The following is a 20,420-nucleotide window of genomic DNA, read 5'->3' as shown; positions in this document are numbered from 1 at the left end:
CGCAATCTGCCGTCATATCCCACAACCGCCCTGACCTGGAAGCAGTGCCTTTGATGATTCGACGGCTTTTACCGTTTTTGCTGCTGGGCGCCCTGACGCTGAGTGGCTGCGCCACGGTCGATGCACCGCGCATCCCCAGCGACGCCCTGCCTGCGGCGCAATCCTCGTTCGGGCGCTCGATCCAGGCCCAGGCGGCGCCGTACCAAGGTCGTTCGGGCTTTCGCCTGTTGCCCAACAGCAGCGAAGCCTTCATGGCCCGTGCCGAACTGATCCGCAATGCTCAGAGCAGCCTCGACCTGCAGTACTACATCGTGCACGACGGCATCAGCACGCGCATGCTCGTGGATGAACTGCTCAAGGCCGCCGACCGTGGTGTGCGCATCCGTATCTTGCTGGACGACACCACCAGCGACGGCCTCGATCAGGTTATCGCCACCCTCGCCGCCCACCCGCAGATCCAGATTCGCCTGTTCAACCCGCTGCACCTGGGCCGCAGCACCGGCGTGACACGGGCGATGGGCCGGCTGTTCAACCTGTCGCTGCAACACCGGCGCATGCACAACAAGCTGTGGCTGGCGGATAACAGCGTGGCCATTGTCGGCGGGCGCAACCTGGGCGATGAGTATTTCGATGCCGAGCCCAATCTCAACTTCACCGATATCGACATGCTCAGCGTCGGCCCGGTGGCCGAGCAGCTCGGGCACAGCTTTGATCAGTACTGGAACAGCGCGCTGAGCAAGCCCATTGACGACTTCGTCTCAAGCACCCCGTCCAAGGGTGACCTGAACGCCGCACGCGCACGCCTGCAAGACTCGTTGGCTGAGTCGCGCCAGCAGAACCACGCCCTCTATAACCGCTTGCGCACTTACCAGACACAACCGCGCATGGACATCTGGCGCCGCGAGCTGATCTGGGCCTGGAACCAGGCGTTGTGGGATGCGCCGAGCAAGGTGCTGGCCAAGGCTGACCCCGATCCACGCTTACTGCTAACCACTCAGCTGGCGCCGGAGCTGGAAGGCGTCAGCCATGAGCTGATGATGATTTCGGCGTATTTCGTGCCGGGGCAACCCGGGCTGGTGTACCTGACCGGGCGCGCCGATGCGGGCGTGTCAGTCAGCCTGCTGACCAACTCCCTCGAAGCCACCGACGTGCCTGCCGTACACGGCGGCTACGCGCCCTATCGCAAGGCGTTGCTGGAACACGGCGTGAAACTCTATGAGCTGCGCCGCCAACCGGGCGATGCGGGCGGTGGCAGTGGCCCACACCTGTTTCGCCGAGGCGCCTTCCACGGCTCGGACTCCAGCCTGCACAGCAAGGCGATGATCTTTGATCGGCAAAAGTCGTTTATCGGCTCGTTCAACTTCGACCCGCGCTCGGTGCTGTGGAACACCGAAGTCGGGGTGCTGGTAGACAGCCCCGAACTGGCGGAACACGTGCGCAACCTGGCGCTGCAAGGCATGGCGCCAGCGTTGAGCTATGAGGCGAAACTGCAGAATGGCCAGGTGGTGTGGGTGACCGAGGATAACGGCCAATTGCACACACTGACACGGGAGCCGGGCAGTTGGTGGCGCAGGTTTAATGCGTGGTTCGCCACCAGTGTTGGCCTGGAGCGCATGCTGTAAGAACAACAGGGTCAACTGTGGGAGCCGGGCTTGCCCGCGATAGCGGAGTATCAGGCGCCATTTGGGCAAGCTGACACACCGCTATCGCAGGCAAGCCAGCTCCCACAGTTGATTGCATTTCAAATGCTTAGGCAGGCTGTGCGGCGCCGAATGCGCCCTGGCGCAGTAGCAACACCACCAGCCCCAGCGCCCCGGCCGCCATCAACAGCGGCAGCGCATGCCCGCTGATCCATTGGCTGCCCGCGCCCGCTACCAGAGGCCCGATCAGGCAACCGATGCCCCACAGCTGCGCTACGTGAGCATTGGCACGCACCAGCGCATCGTCGCGATAACGCTCACCGATCAGGATCAGCGACAAGGTGAACAACCCACCGGCACTCGCGCCAAAGATCACCCACACCGGCCAGATCAACTGCGTATGCAATAGCAAAGGAATCGCCAGGCTTGAGGCCAGCAACAACACCGCGCAGCTCAAGAACAAGGTGCGCCGTGGCAAGTAATCGGCCAAAGCGCCAATGGGCAATTGCAACAGCGCATCACCGACCACCACGGTGCTGACCATGGCCAAGGCAATCTCGGCGGTGAAACCCTGCTGCAGGCAATACACCGGCAGCAGCGTCAGAATCATCGCCTCGAACGCGGCGAACAAGGCGACCGCCCAGGCAATTGCCGGCAGCGTCAGGCAGAAACGCCACAGATCACTGAACGTCACGCTGAAGGACTCGGCGGTTGGGGCACCGGAACGCCCCAGCAGCAACAGCGGCGCGACCACCAACAAGCCAACGCCCACCCAGAAGCCATAGTCATGGTCAGTGCCCAGTACGCCCAGCAGCAACGGGCCCGACAATTGGCTCAAGGCATAGCTGCAACCGTACAGCGCCACCAGGCGGCCACGCCATTGCTCGACCACCAACTGGTTGATCCAGCTTTCACCCAGGATAAACACAATGGTCAGGATCACCCCGATCATCAGCCGCAGCACCAGCCACACCGGGTAGCTGGGTAGTATTGCCAGCAAGCCGATGGAGATGGCACCGGCCCACAGGCACAGCCGCATCAGGTTGGCAGTGCCCAGCCACGAGGCCAGCCGGCTGGAGACCTTCGCGCCGAGCAGTACGCCAAAAGCCGGCATGGCGGCCATCACGCCAATGGCGAAGCTGCCATAACCCCAGCCTTCGAGACGCAGGGACACCAGCGGCATGCTGACGCCCAGGGCCAGGCCGACACTGAGGACAGAGGCCAGCACGGCGAAATAAGTCGCCCAACGCATTTCCACGCTCCTGTGGATAATTATCAAGATCACACAAAACAGTGTGGGAGCGGGCTTGTGTGGGAGCCGGGCTTGCCCGCGATGCAGACACCTCGGTTTATCTGTTACACCGAGTTGATGCTATCGCAGGCAAGCCAGCTCCCACACAAACCGGCTCCCACATTTGACCTGCGGTGTTGCTTACAGCTTGATCCAGGTCGATTTCAGCTCGGTGTACTTGTCGAACGCGTGCAGCGACTTGTCGCGACCGTTACCCGACTGTTTGAAACCACCAAAGGGTGCGGTCATGTCGCCGCCGTCGTATTGGTTGACCCACACGCTACCGGCGCGCAAGGCCTTGGCAGTCAGGTGTGCCTTGGAGATATCAGCGGTCCACACGGCTGCGGCCAGGCCATAAATGGTGTCGTTGGCAATAGCGACCGCCTCTTCGGCGCTGTCGAATGTGATCACCGACAGCACTGGGCCGAAGATTTCTTCCTGGGCGATCTTCATGGCGTTGGTCACGCCGTCGAAAATCGTCGGCTCCACATAGGTGCCACCAGTTTCTTGCAGGGTGCGCTTGCCGCCCGCCACCAGCTTGGCGCCGTCGGCATGGCCAGCTTCGATGTACGACAGCACATTATTCATCTGCTGGGTGTCCACCAGGGCACCGACGTTGGTCGCCGGGTCCAGCGGGTTACCTGGCTTCCAGCCCTTGAGAGCCTCGATCACCAGCGGCAGGAATTTATCCTTGATGGAGCGCTCGACCAGCAGGCGCGAGCCGGCGGTGCAGACCTCGCCCTGGTTGAAGGCGATGGCGCCCGCGGCAGATTCGGCGGCGGCTTGCAGGTCCGGCGCATCAGCAAACACGATATTCGGGCTCTTGCCGCCCGCTTCCAGCCATACACGCTTCATGTTCGACTCGCCGGAGCGGATCAACAGTTGCTTGGCGATTTTCGTGGAACCGGTAAACACCAGGGTGTCGACGTCCATGTGCAGCGCCAGCGCGTTGCCGACGGTGTGGCCGTAGCCCGGCAGCACGTTCAACACGCCTTTAGGGATGCCGGCCTCAACGGCCAGGGCCGCGATGCGGATGGCAGTCAGTGGGGATTTTTCGGACGGCTTGAGGATCACCGAGTTACCGGTGGACAGCGCAGGGCCGAGTTTCCAGCAGGCCATCATCAGCGGGAAGTTCCACGGCACGATGGCGCCCACTACGCCGACCGGCTCGCGGGTCACCAGACCCAACTGGTTGTGCGGGGTGGCGGCGACTTCGTCGTAGATCTTGTCGATCGCCTCGCCGCTCCAGCTAAGGGCGTTGGCGGCGCCAGGCACGTCAATTCCCAGGGAGTCGGAAATCGGCTTGCCCATGTCCAGGGTTTCGAGCAGCGCCAGTTCTTCGGCATTGGCGTTGAGCAGCGCGGCGAAACGGATCATGACGGCTTTGCGTTTGGCCGGCGCCAGGCGCGACCAGACACCGGAATTGAACGTAGCGCGGGCGTTCTCGACAGCGCGCTGGGCGTCGGCGGCGTCGCAGCTGGCAACGGTAGCCAGCAAGCGGCCATCGACCGGGCTGATGCATTCGAACGTGTCACCGGAAACAGCAGCGGTGTACTCACCATTGATGTAGGCGCGGCCTTCGATCTTCAGATCCTTGGCGCGTTGTTCCCAATCGGCACGGGTCAGGGTGGTCATGCGAGTGTCCTCCTCTTATTGAATACAAGGGCCAGGTGATGTCCCCCGGCAGCCTCAAAGAATTCTTGCCCGGCCAGCCTGCTGTTCGGCTCAAGGCAGCTGCCACCCTAAACCAGCGGCTGGGGGTGTTTCAATATATTTGACATAACGGCGGTAAACGCCCTTGCGATGTTCATTTTAATAAACATAGACTTTGGGCTCTCCAACCGCAGGCCAGACGGGACAAGCACATGAGCATCCAGGATATCGTCGACTTCAGCCAAGCCAACACCACCCCGGACCGCTACCGCCCGGCCGCCGAAAAAATCCTCAAGGGCGATCCCGAGCAGACCATTTATAACCACTACAACAGCCCGTGCGGCCAGATGAACGCCGGCGTGTGGGAAGGTGAAGTCGGGCAGTGGAAGGTCAATTACAGCGAGCATGAGTATTGCGAGATTGTGCAGGGGGTTTCGGTACTGCGTGATGCCGATGGCAATGCCAAGACCTTGCGTGCCGGCGACCGTTTCGTGATTCCTGCCGGGTTCAGCGGCACCTGGGAAGTGCTGGAGCCGTGCCGCAAGATCTACGTGGTGTTCGAGCAGAAAGCCTGATCAGCACATTTCAGGCAAAAAAAAGCCCATCTCGTGAGAGACGGGCTTTTTTTCACAAGGAAGAAAATCAATTACTTGATTTTGCCTTCTTTGTAGATCACGTGCTTGCGAACGCGCGGGTCGAACATTTTCTTTTCGAGCTTGTCCGGGGTAGTACGCTTGTTCTTGTCGGTAGTGTAGAAGTGACCAGTACCGGCGCTAGAGATCATTCGAATCAATTCACGCATGATAAAGCTCCTTAAATCTTGCCAGCGGCGCGGATTTCGGCCAGCACGACAGTGATGCCACGCTTGTCGATGATACGCATGCCTTTGGCAGATACACGCAGGCGAACAAAACGTTTCTCTTCTTCAACCCAGAAGCGGTGATGCTGCAGGTTCGGCAGGAAACGACGACGGGTTTTGTTATTTGCGTGGGAAATGTTATTCCCAGTCACCGGACCCTTACCGGTAACTTGACAGACTCTCGACATGCCTCAGCCCTCTAAAACCACATGCCCAACCCGGCATGGGTTGGCCGCTTAATCTCTCAGTCATTTGGCGCCAGGCGCCGCGTTTCTTTAAGGGTCTTACCGGCTACACCTACAGTGAAGGAACCGGGCCCCTAGAAAAGAGCGCTGCTTTATACCAGAAAGACCCCAATGCAACAACAGCCCGTGTGTTTTTACCGGCGTAAATCTTGGCAATAGACGCCCGAACCGTTGCCAGGAGGGGCCGCTGTAACAGCCGACCACTCGTCGCACAGAATGATTTACCGCGCTCGCCCGCACACAAAAGTACAAGGCGAAACGCGCTGAGGCGCCATCAAAACAGCATTTGCGCCAAAAGCACAGGCAAAAATGGGCTAGTCATTTATCAATCAGACCACTACGGTAGGCTTTTTCCAGACTGCACTCGCAGATGGGCCTTCGATCTGCAAAGGAAACCGAATATGCGCCTCGCTGCCCTACCGCTATTGCTCGCCCCTCTATTTATCGCGCCGCTGGCCTCTGCCGCCACCAATCTGAGCGTTTGCACCGAGGCCAGCCCCGAAGGGTTCGATGTGGTGCAGTACAACTCGCTGACCACCACCAACGCCTCGGCCGACGTGCTGATGAACCGCCTGGTGGACTACGACGCCACGGCCGGCAAGCTGGTGCCGAGCCTGGCGGACAGCTGGCAAGTGTCGCCCGATGGTCTGACCTACACCTTCAAACTGCACCCGAACGTGAAGTTCCACCGCACCGAGTATTTCAATCCAAGCCGCACCCTGACCGCCGAAGACGTGCGCTTCAGCTTTGAACGCATGCTCGACCCGGCCAACCCATGGCACAAGATCGCCCAGAGCGGCTTCCCCCATGCGCAGTCGCTGCAACTGCCCGCATTGGTCAAGAAGATCGATGCTCTCGACCCATTAACCGTACGCTTCACCCTGGATCACGCCGACTCCACCTTCCTCGCCGCCTTGAGCATGGGTTTTGCCTCGATCTACCCGGCCGAATACGCCGACAAACTGCTCAAGGCCGGCACGCCTGAAAAACTCAACAGCCAGCCAATCGGCACCGGCCCGTTCGTGTTTGTACGGTTCCAGAAGGATGCCGTGGTCCGCTATAAAGCCAACCCGGATTACTTTGCCGGCAAACCGGCTGTGGATAACTTGATCTTCGCCATCACCCCGGATGCCAACGTGCGCCTGCAAAAGCTGCATCGCGATGAATGCCAGATCGCCCTGTCGCCCAAGCCACTGGATGTGAGTGAAGCCGAGAAAGATCCTGCACTCAAAGTAGAAAAAACCCCGGCCTTCATGACCGCATTCGTCGCGATCAACAGCCAGCACCCGCCGCTGGACAAGCCCGAAGTGCGCCAGGCAATCAACCTGGCCTTCGACAAAGACAGCTACCTCAAGGCCGTATTTGAAGGCACCGCCGAAGCAGCCAATGGCATTTACCCACCCAATACCTGGAGTTACGCCAAGGACTTGCCAGGTTATCCACAGAACATCGCCAAGGCCAAGACGCTGCTGGAGCGCGCCGGACTCAAGAACGGCTTCAAGACCACAATCTGGACTCGCCCCACTGGCAGCCTGCTGAACCCCAACCCCAACCTCGGTGCCCAGTTGCTGCAAGCGGACCTGGCCAAAGTCGGCATCCAGGCCGAGATTCGCGTAATTGAATGGGGCGAACTGATCCGCCGCGCCAAAGCCGGCGAACATGACCTGCTGTTCATGGGCTGGGCCGGCGACAACGGCGACCCGGATAACTTCCTCACCCCGCAGTTCTCGTGCGCAGCGGTAAAATCCGGCACCAACTTCGCCCGCTACTGCGACCCGGCCCTGGACAAGCTGATCAGCGCCGGCAAGACCACCAGTGAACAAGGCGTGCGCAGCAAGTTGTACCAACAGGCCCAGGCTCAGATTCAGCAGCAGGCATTGTGGCTGCCATTGGCACACCCCACCGCGTTCGCCCTGACGCGCAAGAATGTTGACGGCTACCAGGTGAGCCCGTTTGGGCGCCAGGATTTCTCCAAGGTCAGCGTCAAGCCCTAAGCTGCAAGCTGCAAGCTGCAAGCCGCTTGTGGCTTGCAGCTTCAACCTTGCAGTTGCACCCACCCTACAACCAGCCGTATTCCGCCATCGACAGCGGGTCGCCATCTCCCACGATGATGTGGTCGAGCACCCGCACATCCACTGACTCCAAGGCCTTTTGCAATATTTTGGTTAATTTTCGATCAGCCGCACTTGGCTCGACGCTCCCGGACGGATGGTTGTGGCACAGGATAAGAGCCGCCGCGTTGTAAGCGAGCGCGCGCTTGACCACTTGTCGCGGATAAACGATGGCCGCGTCGATGGTGCCCTCAAATAGCGCCTCAAAGCCCAGCACCCGGTGCTTTGAGTCAAGAAACAGGCAGCCGAATATTTCGTGGGGCTCGTGGCGCAGCAAGGCCTTGAGGTACTCACGTACGGCCAGCGGGCTTTCCAGCACCGAGTCGGCACGCAAGCGTTCGGCCATATGCCGCCGAGACATTTCCAGCACCGCCTGCAACTGGGCAAATTTCGCCGGCCCCAGCCCCAAGTGCTGGCTGAACAGCGTCTGGCTGGCCTCCAACAACGGGCGCAGGCCACCGAATTGCGCCAATAGATGGCGCGCCAGGTCGACTGCGCTTCTGCCGGAAACCCCGGTACGCAAGAAAATCGCCAACAACTCGGCATCCGACAAACTCGCCGCGCCCCATTCCAAAAGCTTCTCCCGTGGGCGTTCCGCCACAGGCCAATCGCGAATACTCATCCCGCCTCCCTCTGCACGTGCGCCGCTGTTGCCTGGCGGTCGCTGTGTTATCTTAAGCCCTCTTTTTTGCATGTGATTTCCCCTGGGGAGGGGGCATCGCAGGCGTCACTGAACTGGCATCACTGAACTGGAAAGGCAAACCAATGCAGCGTCTGTATCGGAAACGCATCGTTCTCGGCGTCGGCGGCGGCATTGCCGCCTACAAGAGCGCAGAACTGGTTCGCAGGCTCCTGGACCAGGGCGCCGAAGTGCGCGTGGTCATGACCCGTGGTGGCAGTGAGTTCATCACCCCGCTGACCATGCAGGCCTTGTCTGGGCACCCGGTTCACCTGGACCTTTTGGACCCGGCGGCCGAAGCTGCCATGGGCCACATCGAGCTGGCAAAATGGGCCGACCTGGTGTTGATCGCCCCGGCCACCGCCGACCTGATCGCCCGCCTGGCCCAAGGCATCGCCGATGACCTGTTGACCACTCTGGTACTGGCCACCGACGCCACCGTCGCCATCGCACCGGCCATGAACCAGGCCATGTGGCGCGACCCGGCCACCCAGGCCAACACCCAACTCCTGCAAAGCCGTGGCCTTAAAGTATTTGGCCCGGCTTCGGGCAGCCAAGCTTGCGGCGACGTGGGCATGGGCCGCATGCTTGAGGCTACTGACCTCGCGCTGTGCGCCGCCGAGTGCTTTCAGCACCTGGCTCTCACGGGCAAACATGTGCTGATTACCGCCGGCCCGACCCAGGAAAACATCGACCCGGTGCGTTACATCACCAACCATAGCTCAGGAAAAATGGGCTTTGCCTTGGCGGAAGCCGCGGTCGAGGCAGGCGCACGCGTCACCCTGATCACCGGCCCGGTGCACTTGCCAACCCCTGATCGCGTCACGCGAATCGACGTAGTCAGCGCCCGGGACATGCTGGCGGCCTGTGAAGCGGCCATTCCCTGCGACCTGTTTATCGCCTCGGCAGCGGTTGCAGACTACCGCCCGGAAGTTGTCGCCCCGCAAAAGCTTAAGAAAGACCCTACAAGCGGCGACGGCCTGCTCCTGCAAATGGTGCGCAACCCGGACATCCTGGCCACCATCGCCACGCGCCCGGACCGCCCGTTCAGTGTCGGTTTCGCCGCCGAAACCGAGCACTTGCTGGACTACGCCGCACGCAAATTGAAAGACAAAAACCTCGACCTGATCGTTGCCAATGATGTCGCCAACCCGAGCATCGGCTTCAACAGCGAGGAAAACGCCTGCAGCGTGATCGACCGCGAGCTGCACGCCACCCTTTTCGCCCAGACCAGCAAGGGCAAGATTGCCCGCCAACTGATCTCATTTATCGCCCAACGGCTGAACCAGGTTTAATTTACATGCACGCTTTGCAAGCCAAGATCCTCGACCCCCGCATCGGCAACGAATTTCCTCTGCCGGCCTATGCCACTCCGGGCTCCGCCGGCCTGGACCTGCGCGCCATGCTCAAGGAAGACACCGTCCTTGAGCCAGGCCAGACAATCCTGATTCCTACCGGCCTGTCGATCTACGTCGGCGACCCAGGCCTGGCGGCATTGATCCTGCCGCGCTCCGGCCTGGGCCACAAACATGGCATCGTGCTGGGCAACCTCGTAGGCCTGATCGATTCGGACTATCAGGGCGAATTGATGGTGTCGTGCTGGAACCGTGGCAACACCGCGTTCAACATCGCTGTCGGCGAGCGCATCGCCCAGTTGGTGCTGGTACCGGTGGTACAGGCACACTTCGAACTGGTGCAGGAGTTCGACGAAACTCAGCGCGGCGCAGGTGGTTTTGGGCATTCCGGCAGCCACTGACTAAGCTGAACCTTGCCGGATGCAGTTGTCCGGCAAGACGCCACCGCATGGCTATTCAGGATGAAGAATGTGCGGATTTATTCAGCGAAATTTCCACAATGAAATCAATGCATTACGCGTTTTCCCAAAGTGCCTCGGCACGCCGATGGCATTTTTGCACCACGAACTCTCTGCCGAAAACACCGTCATACCCTTCAGTTTGAGCCTGCCGGTCAGCCACTTTAAGGCCAGCCTTGCCCCCTTCAGATGGAGTTCACCCCCGCGATGAGTACCGCAGCCCGAGTAGCCCCGACATTCCCCGACAGCATCTTCCGCGCCTACGACATTCGTGGCGTGGTGCCCAAGACCCTGACCGCCGAAACCGCCTACTGGATCGGCCGCGCCATCGGTGCCCAGAGCCTGGCCCAGGGCGAACCTAATGTCTCGGTAGGCCGTGATGGCCGCTTGTCCGGCCCGGAGCTGGTGGAACAACTGATCCAGGGCCTCGCCGACAGCGGTTGCCACGTCAGCGACGTCGGCCTGGTGCCGACACCAGCGCTGTACTACGCGGCCAACGTACTGGCCGGTAAGTCCGGGGTGATGCTCACCGGCAGCCATAATCCCTCGGACTACAACGGCTTCAAGATCGTGATTGCCGGTGACACCCTGGCCAACGAACAGATCCAGGCCCTGCACGACCGCCTCAAGACCAACGACCTGACCAGCGGCAAAGGCAGTGTCACCAAAGTCGACATTCTGCAGCGCTACTCTGACCAGATCACCGGCGACGTCAAATTGGCCCGCCGCCTGAAAGTGGTGGTGGACTGCGGCAACGGCGCGGCTGGCGTGATCGCTCCGCAACTGCTCGAAGCCCTCAACTGTGAAGTGATCCCGCTGTTCTGCGACGTCGACGGCAACTTCCCCAACCATCACCCGGACCCAGGCAAGCCGGAAAACCTGGTGGATTTGATCGCCAAGGTCAAGGAAACCGGCGCCGACGTGGGCCTGGCGTTCGACGGTGACGGCGACCGTGTTGGCGTGGTGACCAACACCGGCGAAAACGTGTTCGCCGACCGCCTGCTGATGCTGTTTGCCCGTGACGTGGTGGCGCGCAACGCCAACGCCGAAATCATCTTCGACGTGAAGTGCACCCGCCGCCTCACGCCGCTGATCAAGGAATATGGCGGGCGCCCGCTAATGTGGAAGACCGGTCACTCGTTGATCAAAAAGAAAATGAAGGAAACCGGCGCGCTGTTGGCCGGTGAAATGAGCGGCCACGTGTTCTTCAAAGAGCGCTGGTTCGGTTTTGACGACGGCATTTACAGCGCCGCACGTCTGCTGGAGATCCTCAGCAAGGAAAAATCCACGGCACAGGAGCTGTTTCAGACCTTCCCGAATGATATTTCTACACCAGAGATCAATATACATGTGACCGAGGAGAGCAAATTCAGCATCATTGACGCACTGCACGATGCGCAATGGGGTGAAGGCGCCAACCTGACCACCATTGATGGTGTGCGAGTCGATTACGCCAAAGGCTGGGGCCTGGTTCGCGCGTCCAACACCACACCGGTGCTGGTCCTGCGTTTCGAGGCGGATACCGAGGCTGAGTTGCAGCGCATCAAGGACGTGTTCCACGCCCAGTTGAAACGTGTTGCCCCTGATCTCCAATTACCGTTCTGATTTTTTTACCGGAGCCCTGAATGACCCTCGAACGCGAAGCCGCTGCCAACACTGCCAAGGTCCTGTCCGAAGCGTTGCCTTACATTCGACGCTACGTCGGCAAGACGCTGGTGATCAAGTACGGCGGCAATGCCATGGAAAGCGACGAGCTGAAAACCGGTTTTGCCCGCGACATCGTGTTGATGAAAGCCGTGGGGATCAACCCGGTGGTCGTCCATGGTGGCGGCCCGCAAATCGGTGACCTGCTCAAGCGCTTGTCGATCGAGAGTCACTTCATCGATGGCATGCGCGTCACCGACGCGCAGACCATGGACGTGGTGGAGATGGTCCTTGGCGGCCAGGTCAACAAGGACATCGTTAACCTGATCAACCGCCATGGCGGCAGTGCCATCGGCCTGACCGGCAAGGACGCGGAACTGATCCGCGCGAAAAAGCTGACGGTGACCCGCCAGACGCCGGAAATGACCCAGCCGGAAATCATCGACATCGGCCAGGTCGGCGAAGTGATCGGCATCAACACCGACTTGTTGAACCTGCTGGTCAAGGGCGACTTCATCCCGGTGATCGCGCCCATCGGCGTGGGCGCCAACGGTGAGTCCTACAACATCAACGCCGATCTGGTCGCCGGTAAAGTGGCTGAAGCACTGAAAGCCGAGAAGCTGATGCTGCTGACCAACATCGCCGGGCTGATGGACAAGGAAGGCAAGGTATTGACCGGTTTGACCACTCAACAAGTGGACGAGCTGATTGCCGATGGCACCATCTACGGCGGCATGCTGCCGAAGATCCGTTGCGCGCTGGAAGCCGTGCAAGGCGGCGTGGGCAGTTCGCTGATTCTGGATGGCCGCGTGCCGAATGCGATCCTGCTGGAAATCTTCACCGATACGGGTGTGGGTACGCTGATCAGTAACCGCAAGCGGCCTTAAACGCCAAAAACCAAAAGGCCCCGCTCAATCCAATTGAGCGGGGCCTTTTTTGTTTTCACAGTTCCAATGTGGGAGCTGGCTTGCCTGCGATGACGGCGGCACATTCAAGAACTGCACCGCCTGACATACCGCTATCGCGGGCAAGCCCGCTCCCACAGGGGTTCGGTGTCAGACGCCGAACTGCTCACGGTACGCACGCACTGCAGGCAAATGCTGCTTGAGCTGCGCGTCATCTTCCAGGTATTGCAGCACCTGGTTCAACGAAACAATGCTCACCACCGGAATACCGAAATCACGCTCCACTTCCTGGATTGCCGACAACTCACCGTTGCCGCGCTCCTGGCGGTTCAGCGCGATCAGCACGCCGGCGGCCTTGGCACCTTCCTGGGACGCGATGATCTGCATCACTTCACGGATGGCGGTGCCGGCGGTGATCACATCGTCGATGATCAGCACGTCGCCCTTGAGTGGCGCACCGACCAGGCTGCCGCCTTCGCCATGAGCCTTGGCCTCTTTGCGGTTGAAGCACCATGGCAAATCCAGCTCATGATGTTCAGCCAGGGCCACGGCCGTAGCGGCCGCCAGAGGGATGCCCTTGTAAGCTGGCCCGAACAACACGTCGAAGGAAATACCGCTATCGACGATGGCTGCCGCATAGAAACGACCCAGCTGAGCCAGGGCCGAACCCGAGTTGAACAGGCCTGCATTGAAGAAGTAAGGGCTGGTGCGCCCGGACTTCAAAGTGAACTCACCGAAGCGTAAAACGCCGCGATCGATGGCAAAACGAATGAAATCGCGTTGATACGCCTGCATGAAAAAAGCCTCAGATACCACGGATTTAGCTAATTAGGTAGACGGCGTGTATCATACACGCACGCGATTTTTGGGGCCATTTATGCGGATCATCAGTGTGAACGTCAATGGTATTCAGGCTGCAGTCGAGCGTGGTTTGCTCAGTTGGCTGCAAGCACAGAATGCCGACGTCATCTGCCTGCAGGACACCCGCGCCTCCGCCTTTGAACTGGACGACCCAGCCTTCCAACTGGATGGCTACTTCCTTTATGCCTGTGATGCCGAAGTCCCTGCCCAAGGTGGCGTGGCTCTGTACTCACGGTTGCAACCCAAGGCGGTCATCAGCGGCCTCGGCTTCGAGACAGCCGACCGCTACGGGCGCTACCTGCAAGCCGATTTCGACAAGGTCAGCATCGCGACCTTGCTGCTCCCTTCGGGGCAGAACGGCGATGAAGACTTGAACCAGAAGTTCAAGCTAATGGACGATTTCGCCCGTTATCTGGATAAACAGCGACGCAAACGTCGCGAGTACATTTACTGTGGCTCGCTGTACGTGGCGCAACAGAAGCTGGATATCAAGAACTGGCGTGACAGCCAGCAATCACCGGGTTTCCTGGCGCCGGAACGGGCCTGGATGGACGAGATTGTCGGCAACATGGGCTATGTGGATGCCCTGCGCGAAGTCAGCCGTGAAGGCGACCAGTACAGCTGGTGGCCGGATAACGAACAGGCTGAGATGCTCAACCTGGGCTGGCGTTTTGACTACCAGTTGCTGACCCCAGGTCTGCGCCGGTTCGTTCGCAGCGCACGTCTGCCGCGTCAGCCGCGTTTTTCGCAGCACGCGCCGCTGATCGTGGACTACGACTGGACGCTGACCATCTAAGGTCTTTTTCCGGGCACAAAAAAACCGACATCGCTGTCGGTTTTTTTGTGCCTGCTCATTATTTGACCACTCGCCAGGTCAAGGGGTAGCGATAGGCAATCCCCTTGTTGGCCTTGATGCTACCGATGATCGTCAGCACCACCGTGGCGATTGCCAGGGCAAACATCAGGAAAAACCCGATCACCGCGAAGGCCAGCACAATGCACGCCATCCAGGCGATGGCTACGGTGATCTGGAAGTTCAGGGCTTCCTTGCCCTGATCATCAATGAACGGGTCCACTTCCTTCTTCATCTGCCACAGGATCAGCGGCCCCACGACACTGCCGAAAGGGAACACAAACCCCAGAAACGCCGCGAGATGACACAACATGGCTCCCTGGCGCACTTCGTAGGAAGGCGTAGGTACGGGCATTTGGCTGTCATTCATGGCGCTTCTCCTTGAGGCAGGCTCAGTCGGCCAGTGCGGCGTTCTGCAGTTCGAAGATTTCGGTCATGCCTTTCTGGGCCAGGGCGAGCATGGCGTTCAGGTCGGCTGGCTGGAATGGCGCGCCTTCGGCGGTGCCCTGCACTTCGATGAAACCACCGGTGCTGGTCATCACTACGTTCAGGTCGGTCTCGGCGGCCGAATCTTCCAGGTAGTCCAGGTCCAGCACAGGCTCGCCCTGATACATGCCAACCGACACAGCGGCGATCATCTGCTTGAGCGGGTCGCCGCCTTTGAGGCCGCCGCGCTTCTTGATCACTTTAAGCGCATCTACCAGGGCCACCATGGCGCCAGTGATGGAGGCGGTGCGGGTGCCGCCGTCAGCCTGGATCACGTCGCAGTCGACGTACAGGGTCACGTCGCCCAGCTTGGACATGTCCAGGGCTGCGCGCAGCGAGCGGCCGATAAGGCGCTGGATTTCCAGGGTGCGACCGCCTTGCTTGCCACGGCTGGCTTCACGCTGGTTACGCTCGCCGGTAGCGCGCGGCAGCATGCCGTACTCGGCAGTCAACCAACCCTGACCTTGGCCTTTAAGGAAGCGCGGCACGCCGTTTTCGACGCTGACGGTGCAGATCACTTTGGTATCGCCAAACTCGACCAGTACAGATCCCTCGGCGTGTTTGGTGTAGTTGCGGGTAATGCGGATCGAGCGGAGCTGATCGGCAGCGCGACCACTTGGACGTTTCATAGGGGATACCTGTACGAAGGACGAAAAACTGCCGAGCATTATAGAGCCGCGAACCGTTTCGGGGCACTTCTAAAAAATTCGGTTACGAATGGCCTGGTCGGCGCCCATTGTTTGGGCGCGCTCGCCCCACTGCGCTACAATCCTGCGCCTTCGCAGCCTGTCGGCTTCAAAATTTACCCATCAGCCCGCATTTGCGGGTCTGCATCGCGAGGTACTTCCATGGTGCACAGCATGACCGCCTTCGCCCGCGTCGAAAAAGCCGGCGCCCAGGGCACCCTGAGCTGGGAACTGCGCTCGGTCAACAGCCGCTACCTGGAGCCGCACCTGCGCCTGCCGGAATCCTTCCGCGACCTCGAAGGCGCCGTGCGTGAAGCGTTGCGCCAGGGTATCTCGCGGGGCAAGCTGGAATGCACCCTGCGTTTTACCGAAGAAACCACCGGAAAGCCGCTGCAGGTCGACCGCGATCGCGCCGCGCAACTGGTAGCCGCCGCCGAAACCATCGCCAGCCTGATCAAGCAACCGGCCGCGCTGAACCCGTTGGAAGTGCTGGCCTGGCCCGGCGTACTGGTGGCCGACGCCACCGACCCGCAAGCCCTCAATGCCGAAGCCCTCGCCCTGTTCACCCAAGGCTTGAAGGAACTCAAGGCCGGCCGCGAGCGCGAAGGCGCCGAACTGGCCCGCCTGATCAATGAGCGCCTGACTTCGATCGAAGAAGACGTGGTCACCCTGCGTGAGCTAGTGCCGCAGATGCTCGCCACCCAGCGCCAGAAGGTTCTGGACCGCTTCACCGACATGAAGGCCGACCTCGACCCGGTGCGCCTGGAACAGGAAATGGTGCTGCTGGCGCAAAAGAGCGACGTAGCCGAAGAACTCGACCGCCTGAGCACCCACATCCTCGAAGTGCGCCGCGTACTCAAATCAGCGGGTGCCGCCGGTCGGCGCCTGGACTTCCTGATGCAGGAACTCAACCGCGAAGCCAATACACTGGGTTCCAAGGCGTTTGATCCGCGCAGCACCACGGCTGCGGTCAACCTCAAAGTGTTGATCGAGCAGATGCGCGAACAAGTACAGAATATTGAGTAAGGCAACTTCCATGACCCACAGCACCGGCACCCTTTACATCATTTCTGCGCCATCGGGCGCGGGCAAGAGCAGCCTGGTCAAAGCCTTGACCGACGCCGACGAGCAAATCCGCATTTCGGTCTCGCACACCACCCGCGCCATGCGCCCAGGTGAAGTGAACGGCGTGCACTATCACTTCGTCGAGCGCACAGAGTTCGTCAAGATGATCGAACACGGCGACTTTCTGGAGCGCGCGGAAGTGTTCGGCAACCTCTATGGCACCTCGCAAAGCCACCTGCAGCAGACGCTGGACGAAGGCCACGACCTGATCCTGGAGATCGACTGGCAGGGCGCCGAACAAGTGCGCCAACTGATGCCCAAGGCGCGTTCCATCTTCATCCTGCCGCCGTCTTTGGAAGCGTTGCACCAGCGCCTGACCAACCGCGGCCAGGACAGCGACGAGATCATCGAAGGCCGCATGCGCGAAGCCGTCAGCGAAATGAGCCACTACGTCGACTACGACTACCTGATCATTAATGACGATTTTGCCCACGCACTGGATGACTTGAAGGCGATTTTTCGCACCAATCAGCTCCAGCAAAAGCGCCAACAGCAGCGTTTTGGCAAATTACTCGCTGAACTGCTTGGTTGATTGGCGCTTCCCAAAACCGCTGCAAGGGCTTTACATTGGCACTTGTAGCGGTTTTGCGAGGGCGCGGGGAAAATCAGCGCTTCCCTAAACGCTGGTGATTTTTTAAACTGTTTAGTCCGCTCGCCCAACCGGGCAGCGCGCATCTTGCATTCGCTCCGAGGAATACCATGGCCCGCGTAACCGTTGAAGACTGCCTAGAACACGTGGATAACCGCTTTGAGCTGGTCATGCTCTCTACCAAGCGTGCCCGTCAACTGGCCACCGGCGGCAAAGAGCCCCTGGTCCAGTGGGAAAACGACAAGCCTACCGTTGTAGCCCTGCGTGAAATCGCTGAAGGCCTGATGAGCTACGAGTTCATCGCCAACGCTGAAATCGTTGAAGACGAACCGCTGTTTGCAGCGTTCGAGGACGAGTCCAACGAGGCCGTCTAAGCCTATGCCTGGTCGACGTAGCACGGCGCGGGGTCACAGCCAACGGCAGGAGTTCATACTTTGCCGAGCATAGACGCCCTCGCCGATCGCTTATCGGCCTACCTCGGCCCAGACCAGGTCAACCTGGTCCGCCGAGCGTATTTCTACGCCGAACAAGCCCACGACGGCCAGCGCCGCCGAAGCGGCGAGGCGTATGTCACCCATCCTCTTGCGGTGGCAAATATTCTTGCCGACATGCACATGGACCATCAGAGCCTGATGGCCGCGATGCTGCATGACGTGATCGAAGACACCGGCATCGCCAAGGAAGCGCTGAGTGCGCAATTTGGTGAAACCGTGGCCGAACTGGTCGACGGGGTCAGCAAACTGACCCAGATGAACTTCGAGACCAAGGCCGAAGCCCAGGCAGAAAACTTCCAGAAAATGGCCATGGCCATGGCGCGGGATATCCGTGTGATTCTGGTCAAGCTGGCCGACCGGCTGCACAACATGCGCACGCTGGAAGTGCTGTCCGGCGAAAAACGCCGGCGCATCGCCAAGGAAACCCTGGAAATCTACGCCCCCATCGCCAATCGGCTGGGCATGCATGCCATTCGTATCGAATTCGAAGACCTCGGCTTCAAGGCCATGCACCCGATGCGCTCGGCGCGCATCTACCAGGCGGTCAAGCGCGCACGGGGCAACCGCAAGGAAATCGTCAACAAGATCGAAGAGTCGCTGAGCCACTGCCTGGCGATCGACGAGATTGAAGGCGAAGTCAGCGGCCGGCAGAAGCACATCTACGGCATCTACAAGAAGATGCGCGGCAAGCGCCGGGCCTTTAACGAGATCATGGACGTGTACGCGTTCCGGATCATCGTCGACAAGGTAGACACCTGCTACCGCGTGCTGGGTGCTGTACATAATTTGTACAAACCCCTGCCGGGGCGCTTCAAGGACTACATCGCCATTCCCAAGGCCAACGGCTATCAGTCGCTGCATACCACGCTGTTCGGTATGCACGGGGTGCCGATCGAAATCCAGATCCGCACGCGGGAAATGGAAGAGATGGCCAACAATGGCATCGCCGCCCACTGGCTGTACAAGTCCAGCGGTGACGAACAGCCAAAAGGCACCCACGCCCGTGCTCGCCAGTGGGTCAAAGGCGTGCTGGAAATGCAGCAACGTGCCGGCAACTCCCTGGAATTCATCGAAAGCGTGAAGATCGACCTGTTCCCGGACGAGGTCTACGTGTTCACGCCCAAAGGCCGAATCATGGAGCTGCCCAAAGGCTCCACGGCGGTCGACTTTGCCTACGCGGTGCACACCGACGTCGGTAACAGCTGCATTGCCTGCCGGATCAACCGTCGCCTCGCGCCGCTGTCCGAACCGCTGCAAAGCGGCTCCACGGTCGAGATCGTCAGTGCTCCCGGCGCGCGCCCGAACCCGGCCTGGCTCAACTTCGTGGTCACCGGTAAAGCGCGGACACACATCCGCCACGCCCTGAAGTTGCAACGCCGCTCCGAATCCATCAGCCTCGGCGAACGCCTGTTGAACAAGGTCCTCAACGGTTTCGACAGTGCCCTGGACAAAATTCCGACAGAGCGCGTACAAGCGATGCTCCACGAGTATCGCCAGGAAACCATCGAAGACCTGCTGGAAGATATCGGCCTGGGTAACCGCATGGCCTATGTAGTCGCTCGCCGCCTGCTCGGCGAAGGCGAACAATTGCCAAGCCCGGAAGGTCCGCTGGCGATTCGCGGCACCGAAGGCTTGGTGCTCAGCTACGCAAAATGCTGTACGCCGATCCCGGGCGACCCGATTGTCGGCCACTTGTCGGCGGGCAAAGGCATGGTGGTGCACCTGGACAACTGCCGCAATATCACCGAAATCCGCCACAACCCGGAGAAATGCATCCAGCTCTCTTGGGCCAAGGATGTCACCGGCGAATTCAACGTCGAGCTGCGTGTGGAGCTGGAGCATCAGCGCGGCCTGATCGCACTGCTTGCCAGCAGCGTCAACGCGGCCGACGGCAATATCGAAAAAATCAGCATGGATGAACGCGATGGTCGCATCAGCGTGGTCCAGCTGGTGGTCAGCGTGCACGACCGCGTGCACCTGGCCCGCGTGATCAAGAAACTGCGCGCCCTGACCGGAGTGATCCGCATCACCCGTATGCGTGCATAGCCCCTCTCTTACAAGGAGCAACTCATGACCAAGACTGTTATCACCAGCGACAAAGCCCCGGCCGCCATCGGCACTTACTCCCAGGCGATCAAGGCGGGCAACACCGTCTACATGTCCGGCCAGATTCCGCTGGACCCAAAGACCATGGAACTGGTTGAAGGCTTCGAAGCACAAACCGTACAAGTCTTCGAAAACCTGAAATCCGTAGCCGAAGCCGCCGGCGGTTCGTTCAAGGACATCGTCAAGCTGAACATCTTCCTCACCGACCTGAGCCACTTCGCCAAGGTCAACGAGATCATGGGCAAATACTTCGAACAGCCGTACCCAGCCCGCGCTGCCATCGGCGTTGCTGCGCTGCCAAAGGGCGCACAGGTTGAGATGGACGCGATTCTGGTCATCGAGTAAAACACCCGGCGCAGCCTCAACAGGCTGCGCCGACT

The 20,420-nt window shown here is 60.1% G+C and carries 20 protein-coding genes and 1 pseudogene; 13 read left to right on the top strand and 8 right to left on the bottom strand.

All coding sequences use genetic code 11. The features are described 5' to 3' along the window. Nucleotides 1-53: 53 nt before the first annotated feature. Nucleotides 54-1,622, top strand: coding sequence for a phospholipase D family protein (locus GIW28_RS00850; protein WP_032865471.1), 1,569 nt, complete (start codon nucleotides 54-56; stop codon nucleotides 1,620-1,622). 127 nt (nucleotides 1,623-1,749) lie between these two features. On the opposite strand, the gene GIW28_RS00845 is transcribed toward GIW28_RS00850, so the two are convergent. Then, complete coding sequence (locus GIW28_RS00845) at nucleotides 1,750-2,892, bottom strand: MFS transporter (protein WP_017135855.1); 1,143 nt, start codon at nucleotides 2,890-2,892, stop codon at nucleotides 1,750-1,752. Nucleotides 2,893-3,072: 180 nt separating this feature from the next. Beyond that, nucleotides 3,073-4,566 (bottom strand): aldehyde dehydrogenase, encoded by a 1,494-nt coding sequence (locus GIW28_RS00840; RefSeq protein ID WP_099550263.1) that lies wholly within the window; start codon nucleotides 4,564-4,566, stop codon nucleotides 3,073-3,075. A 230-nt stretch (nucleotides 4,567-4,796) separates the two neighbouring features. Here GIW28_RS00840 and GIW28_RS00835 point away from each other — a divergent pair, with 230 nt between their 5' ends. Continuing rightward, nucleotides 4,797-5,159, top strand: coding sequence for a cupin domain-containing protein (locus GIW28_RS00835; RefSeq protein ID WP_017135853.1), 363 nt, complete (start codon nucleotides 4,797-4,799; stop codon nucleotides 5,157-5,159). Between the two features lie 71 nt (nucleotides 5,160-5,230). Here the strand turns inward: GIW28_RS00835 and rpmG are convergent, their stop codons facing one another. Then, a complete protein-coding gene (gene rpmG, locus GIW28_RS00830; RefSeq protein ID WP_003176906.1) occupies nucleotides 5,231-5,386 on the bottom strand; it encodes a 50S ribosomal protein L33 in 156 nt (51 codons plus the stop codon). A gap of 11 nt (nucleotides 5,387-5,397) precedes the next feature. Then, entirely contained in the window at nucleotides 5,398-5,631 is a 234-nt protein-coding gene (gene rpmB / locus GIW28_RS00825) for a 50S ribosomal protein L28 (protein ID WP_003176907.1), read from the bottom strand. A 458-nt stretch (nucleotides 5,632-6,089) separates the two neighbouring features. On the opposite strand from rpmB, the gene GIW28_RS00820 reads away from it, so the two are divergent. Continuing rightward, entirely contained in the window at nucleotides 6,090-7,682 is a 1,593-nt protein-coding gene (locus GIW28_RS00820) for an ABC transporter substrate-binding protein (RefSeq protein ID WP_017135852.1), read from the top strand. A 64-nt stretch (nucleotides 7,683-7,746) separates the two neighbouring features. On the opposite strand, the gene radC is transcribed toward GIW28_RS00820, so the two are convergent. Then, nucleotides 7,747-8,421, bottom strand: a complete 675-nt coding sequence (gene radC / locus GIW28_RS00815) for a RadC family protein (protein ID WP_017135851.1) — start codon at nucleotides 8,419-8,421, stop codon at nucleotides 7,747-7,749. 143 nt (nucleotides 8,422-8,564) lie between these two features. On the opposite strand from radC, the gene coaBC reads away from it, so the two are divergent. The 4 genes and pseudogenes from coaBC to argB all read left to right on the top strand — a co-directional run bounded on the left by coaBC (nucleotide 8,565) and on the right by argB (nucleotide 12,822). Beyond that, nucleotides 8,565-9,773, top strand: a complete 1,209-nt coding sequence (coaBC, locus tag GIW28_RS00810; protein WP_015886530.1) for a bifunctional phosphopantothenoylcysteine decarboxylase/phosphopantothenate--cysteine ligase CoaBC — start codon at nucleotides 8,565-8,567, stop codon at nucleotides 9,771-9,773. A gap of 5 nt (nucleotides 9,774-9,778) precedes the next feature. Then, on the top strand, nucleotides 9,779-10,234 hold the full coding sequence (gene dut, locus GIW28_RS00805; protein ID WP_099550262.1) for a dUTP diphosphatase: 456 nt from the start codon (nucleotides 9,779-9,781) through the stop codon (nucleotides 10,232-10,234). A gap of 240 nt (nucleotides 10,235-10,474) precedes the next feature. After that, nucleotides 10,475-11,896: pseudogene (locus tag GIW28_RS00800) on the top strand (phosphomannomutase/phosphoglucomutase); the annotation flags it as partial. A 20-nt stretch (nucleotides 11,897-11,916) separates the two neighbouring features. Further along, complete coding sequence (gene argB / locus GIW28_RS00795) at nucleotides 11,917-12,822, top strand: acetylglutamate kinase (RefSeq protein ID WP_015886532.1); 906 nt, start codon at nucleotides 11,917-11,919, stop codon at nucleotides 12,820-12,822. A 168-nt stretch (nucleotides 12,823-12,990) separates the two neighbouring features. Here argB and pyrE read toward each other — a convergent pair whose 3' ends face one another. Then, entirely contained in the window at nucleotides 12,991-13,635 is a 645-nt protein-coding gene (pyrE, locus tag GIW28_RS00790) for an orotate phosphoribosyltransferase (RefSeq protein WP_017135848.1), read from the bottom strand. Nucleotides 13,636-13,717: 82 nt separating this feature from the next. Here pyrE and GIW28_RS00785 point away from each other — a divergent pair, with 82 nt between their 5' ends. Further along, the gene (locus GIW28_RS00785; RefSeq protein ID WP_003176915.1) at nucleotides 13,718-14,497 is read left to right on the top strand and encodes an exodeoxyribonuclease III; all 780 of its coding nucleotides are present in this window, start codon (nucleotides 13,718-13,720) and stop codon (nucleotides 14,495-14,497) included. Nucleotides 14,498-14,555: 58 nt separating this feature from the next. On the opposite strand, the gene GIW28_RS00780 is transcribed toward GIW28_RS00785, so the two are convergent. Both GIW28_RS00780 and rph read right to left on the bottom strand, forming a co-directional pair. Continuing rightward, nucleotides 14,556-14,924, bottom strand: a complete 369-nt coding sequence (locus GIW28_RS00780) for a DUF4870 domain-containing protein (protein ID WP_017135847.1) — start codon at nucleotides 14,922-14,924, stop codon at nucleotides 14,556-14,558. Nucleotides 14,925-14,946: 22 nt separating this feature from the next. Next, nucleotides 14,947-15,669: a ribonuclease PH gene (gene rph / locus GIW28_RS00775; protein WP_003213280.1), complete on the bottom strand. Its 723-nt coding sequence runs from the start codon at nucleotides 15,667-15,669 to the stop codon at nucleotides 14,947-14,949. Between the two features lie 219 nt (nucleotides 15,670-15,888). On the opposite strand from rph, the gene GIW28_RS00770 reads away from it, so the two are divergent. The 5 genes from GIW28_RS00770 to GIW28_RS00750 all read left to right on the top strand — a co-directional run bounded on the left by GIW28_RS00770 (nucleotide 15,889) and on the right by GIW28_RS00750 (nucleotide 20,385). Continuing rightward, nucleotides 15,889-16,752, top strand: a complete 864-nt coding sequence (locus tag GIW28_RS00770; RefSeq protein ID WP_017135846.1) for a YicC/YloC family endoribonuclease — start codon at nucleotides 15,889-15,891, stop codon at nucleotides 16,750-16,752. Nucleotides 16,753-16,762: 10 nt separating this feature from the next. Continuing rightward, complete coding sequence (gene gmk, locus GIW28_RS00765) at nucleotides 16,763-17,383, top strand: guanylate kinase (protein ID WP_010168203.1); 621 nt, start codon at nucleotides 16,763-16,765, stop codon at nucleotides 17,381-17,383. 167 nt (nucleotides 17,384-17,550) lie between these two features. Beyond that, nucleotides 17,551-17,814: a DNA-directed RNA polymerase subunit omega gene (rpoZ, locus tag GIW28_RS00760; RefSeq protein ID WP_003176920.1), complete on the top strand. Its 264-nt coding sequence runs from the start codon at nucleotides 17,551-17,553 to the stop codon at nucleotides 17,812-17,814. A gap of 60 nt (nucleotides 17,815-17,874) precedes the next feature. After that, nucleotides 17,875-19,980, top strand: a complete 2,106-nt coding sequence (spoT, locus tag GIW28_RS00755) for a bifunctional GTP diphosphokinase/guanosine-3',5'-bis pyrophosphate 3'-pyrophosphohydrolase (protein WP_016975931.1) — start codon at nucleotides 17,875-17,877, stop codon at nucleotides 19,978-19,980. A gap of 24 nt (nucleotides 19,981-20,004) precedes the next feature. Then, on the top strand, nucleotides 20,005-20,385 hold the full coding sequence (locus GIW28_RS00750) for a RidA family protein (RefSeq protein ID WP_003176922.1): 381 nt from the start codon (nucleotides 20,005-20,007) through the stop codon (nucleotides 20,383-20,385). The last annotated feature ends 35 nt before the right edge of the window (nucleotides 20,386-20,420 follow it).

Source organism: Pseudomonas sp. PA-5-4B (assembly GCF_021606215.1).
GTDB classification, from domain to species: Bacteria; Pseudomonadota; Gammaproteobacteria; order Pseudomonadales; family Pseudomonadaceae; genus Aquipseudomonas; species Aquipseudomonas edaphica.
This window is presented reverse-complemented; position numbering and strand designations above follow the sequence as displayed.

Bases quoted from the DNA above. Each gene is read 5' to 3' on its own strand.
- rpmG (WP_003176906.1), bottom strand. From the start codon at position 5,386: ATGCGTGAATTGATTCGAATGATCTCTAGCGCCGGTACTGGTCACTTC.
- pyrE (WP_017135848.1), bottom strand. From the start codon at position 13,635: ATGCAGGCGTATCAACGCGATTTCATTCGTTTTGCCATCGATCGCGGC.
- gmk (WP_010168203.1), top strand. From the start codon at position 16,763: ATGACCCACAGCACCGGCACCCTTTACATCATTTCTGCGCCATCGGGC.
- GIW28_RS00840 (WP_099550263.1), bottom strand. From the start codon at position 4,566: ATGACCACCCTGACCCGTGCCGATTGGGAACAACGCGCCAAGGATCTG.
- rpmB (WP_003176907.1), bottom strand. From the start codon at position 5,631: ATGTCGAGAGTCTGTCAAGTTACCGGTAAGGGTCCGGTGACTGGGAAT.
- radC (WP_017135851.1), bottom strand. From the start codon at position 8,421: ATGAGTATTCGCGATTGGCCTGTGGCGGAACGCCCACGGGAGAAGCTT.
- GIW28_RS00820 (WP_017135852.1), top strand. From the start codon at position 6,090: ATGCGCCTCGCTGCCCTACCGCTATTGCTCGCCCCTCTATTTATCGCG.
- GIW28_RS00845 (WP_017135855.1), bottom strand. From the start codon at position 2,892: ATGCGTTGGGCGACTTATTTCGCCGTGCTGGCCTCTGTCCTCAGTGTC.
- GIW28_RS00780 (WP_017135847.1), bottom strand. From the start codon at position 14,924: ATGAATGACAGCCAAATGCCCGTACCTACGCCTTCCTACGAAGTGCGC.
- GIW28_RS00785 (WP_003176915.1), top strand. From the start codon at position 13,718: ATGCGGATCATCAGTGTGAACGTCAATGGTATTCAGGCTGCAGTCGAG.
- dut (WP_099550262.1), top strand. From the start codon at position 9,779: ATGCACGCTTTGCAAGCCAAGATCCTCGACCCCCGCATCGGCAACGAA.
- argB (WP_015886532.1), top strand. From the start codon at position 11,917: ATGACCCTCGAACGCGAAGCCGCTGCCAACACTGCCAAGGTCCTGTCC.
- coaBC (WP_015886530.1), top strand. From the start codon at position 8,565: ATGCAGCGTCTGTATCGGAAACGCATCGTTCTCGGCGTCGGCGGCGGC.
- GIW28_RS00770 (WP_017135846.1), top strand. From the start codon at position 15,889: ATGGTGCACAGCATGACCGCCTTCGCCCGCGTCGAAAAAGCCGGCGCC.
- GIW28_RS00750 (WP_003176922.1), top strand. From the start codon at position 20,005: ATGACCAAGACTGTTATCACCAGCGACAAAGCCCCGGCCGCCATCGGC.
- rph (WP_003213280.1), bottom strand. From the start codon at position 15,669: ATGAAACGTCCAAGTGGTCGCGCTGCCGATCAGCTCCGCTCGATCCGC.
- GIW28_RS00835 (WP_017135853.1), top strand. From the start codon at position 4,797: ATGAGCATCCAGGATATCGTCGACTTCAGCCAAGCCAACACCACCCCG.
- GIW28_RS00850 (WP_032865471.1), top strand. From the start codon at position 54: ATGATTCGACGGCTTTTACCGTTTTTGCTGCTGGGCGCCCTGACGCTG.
- rpoZ (WP_003176920.1), top strand. From the start codon at position 17,551: ATGGCCCGCGTAACCGTTGAAGACTGCCTAGAACACGTGGATAACCGC.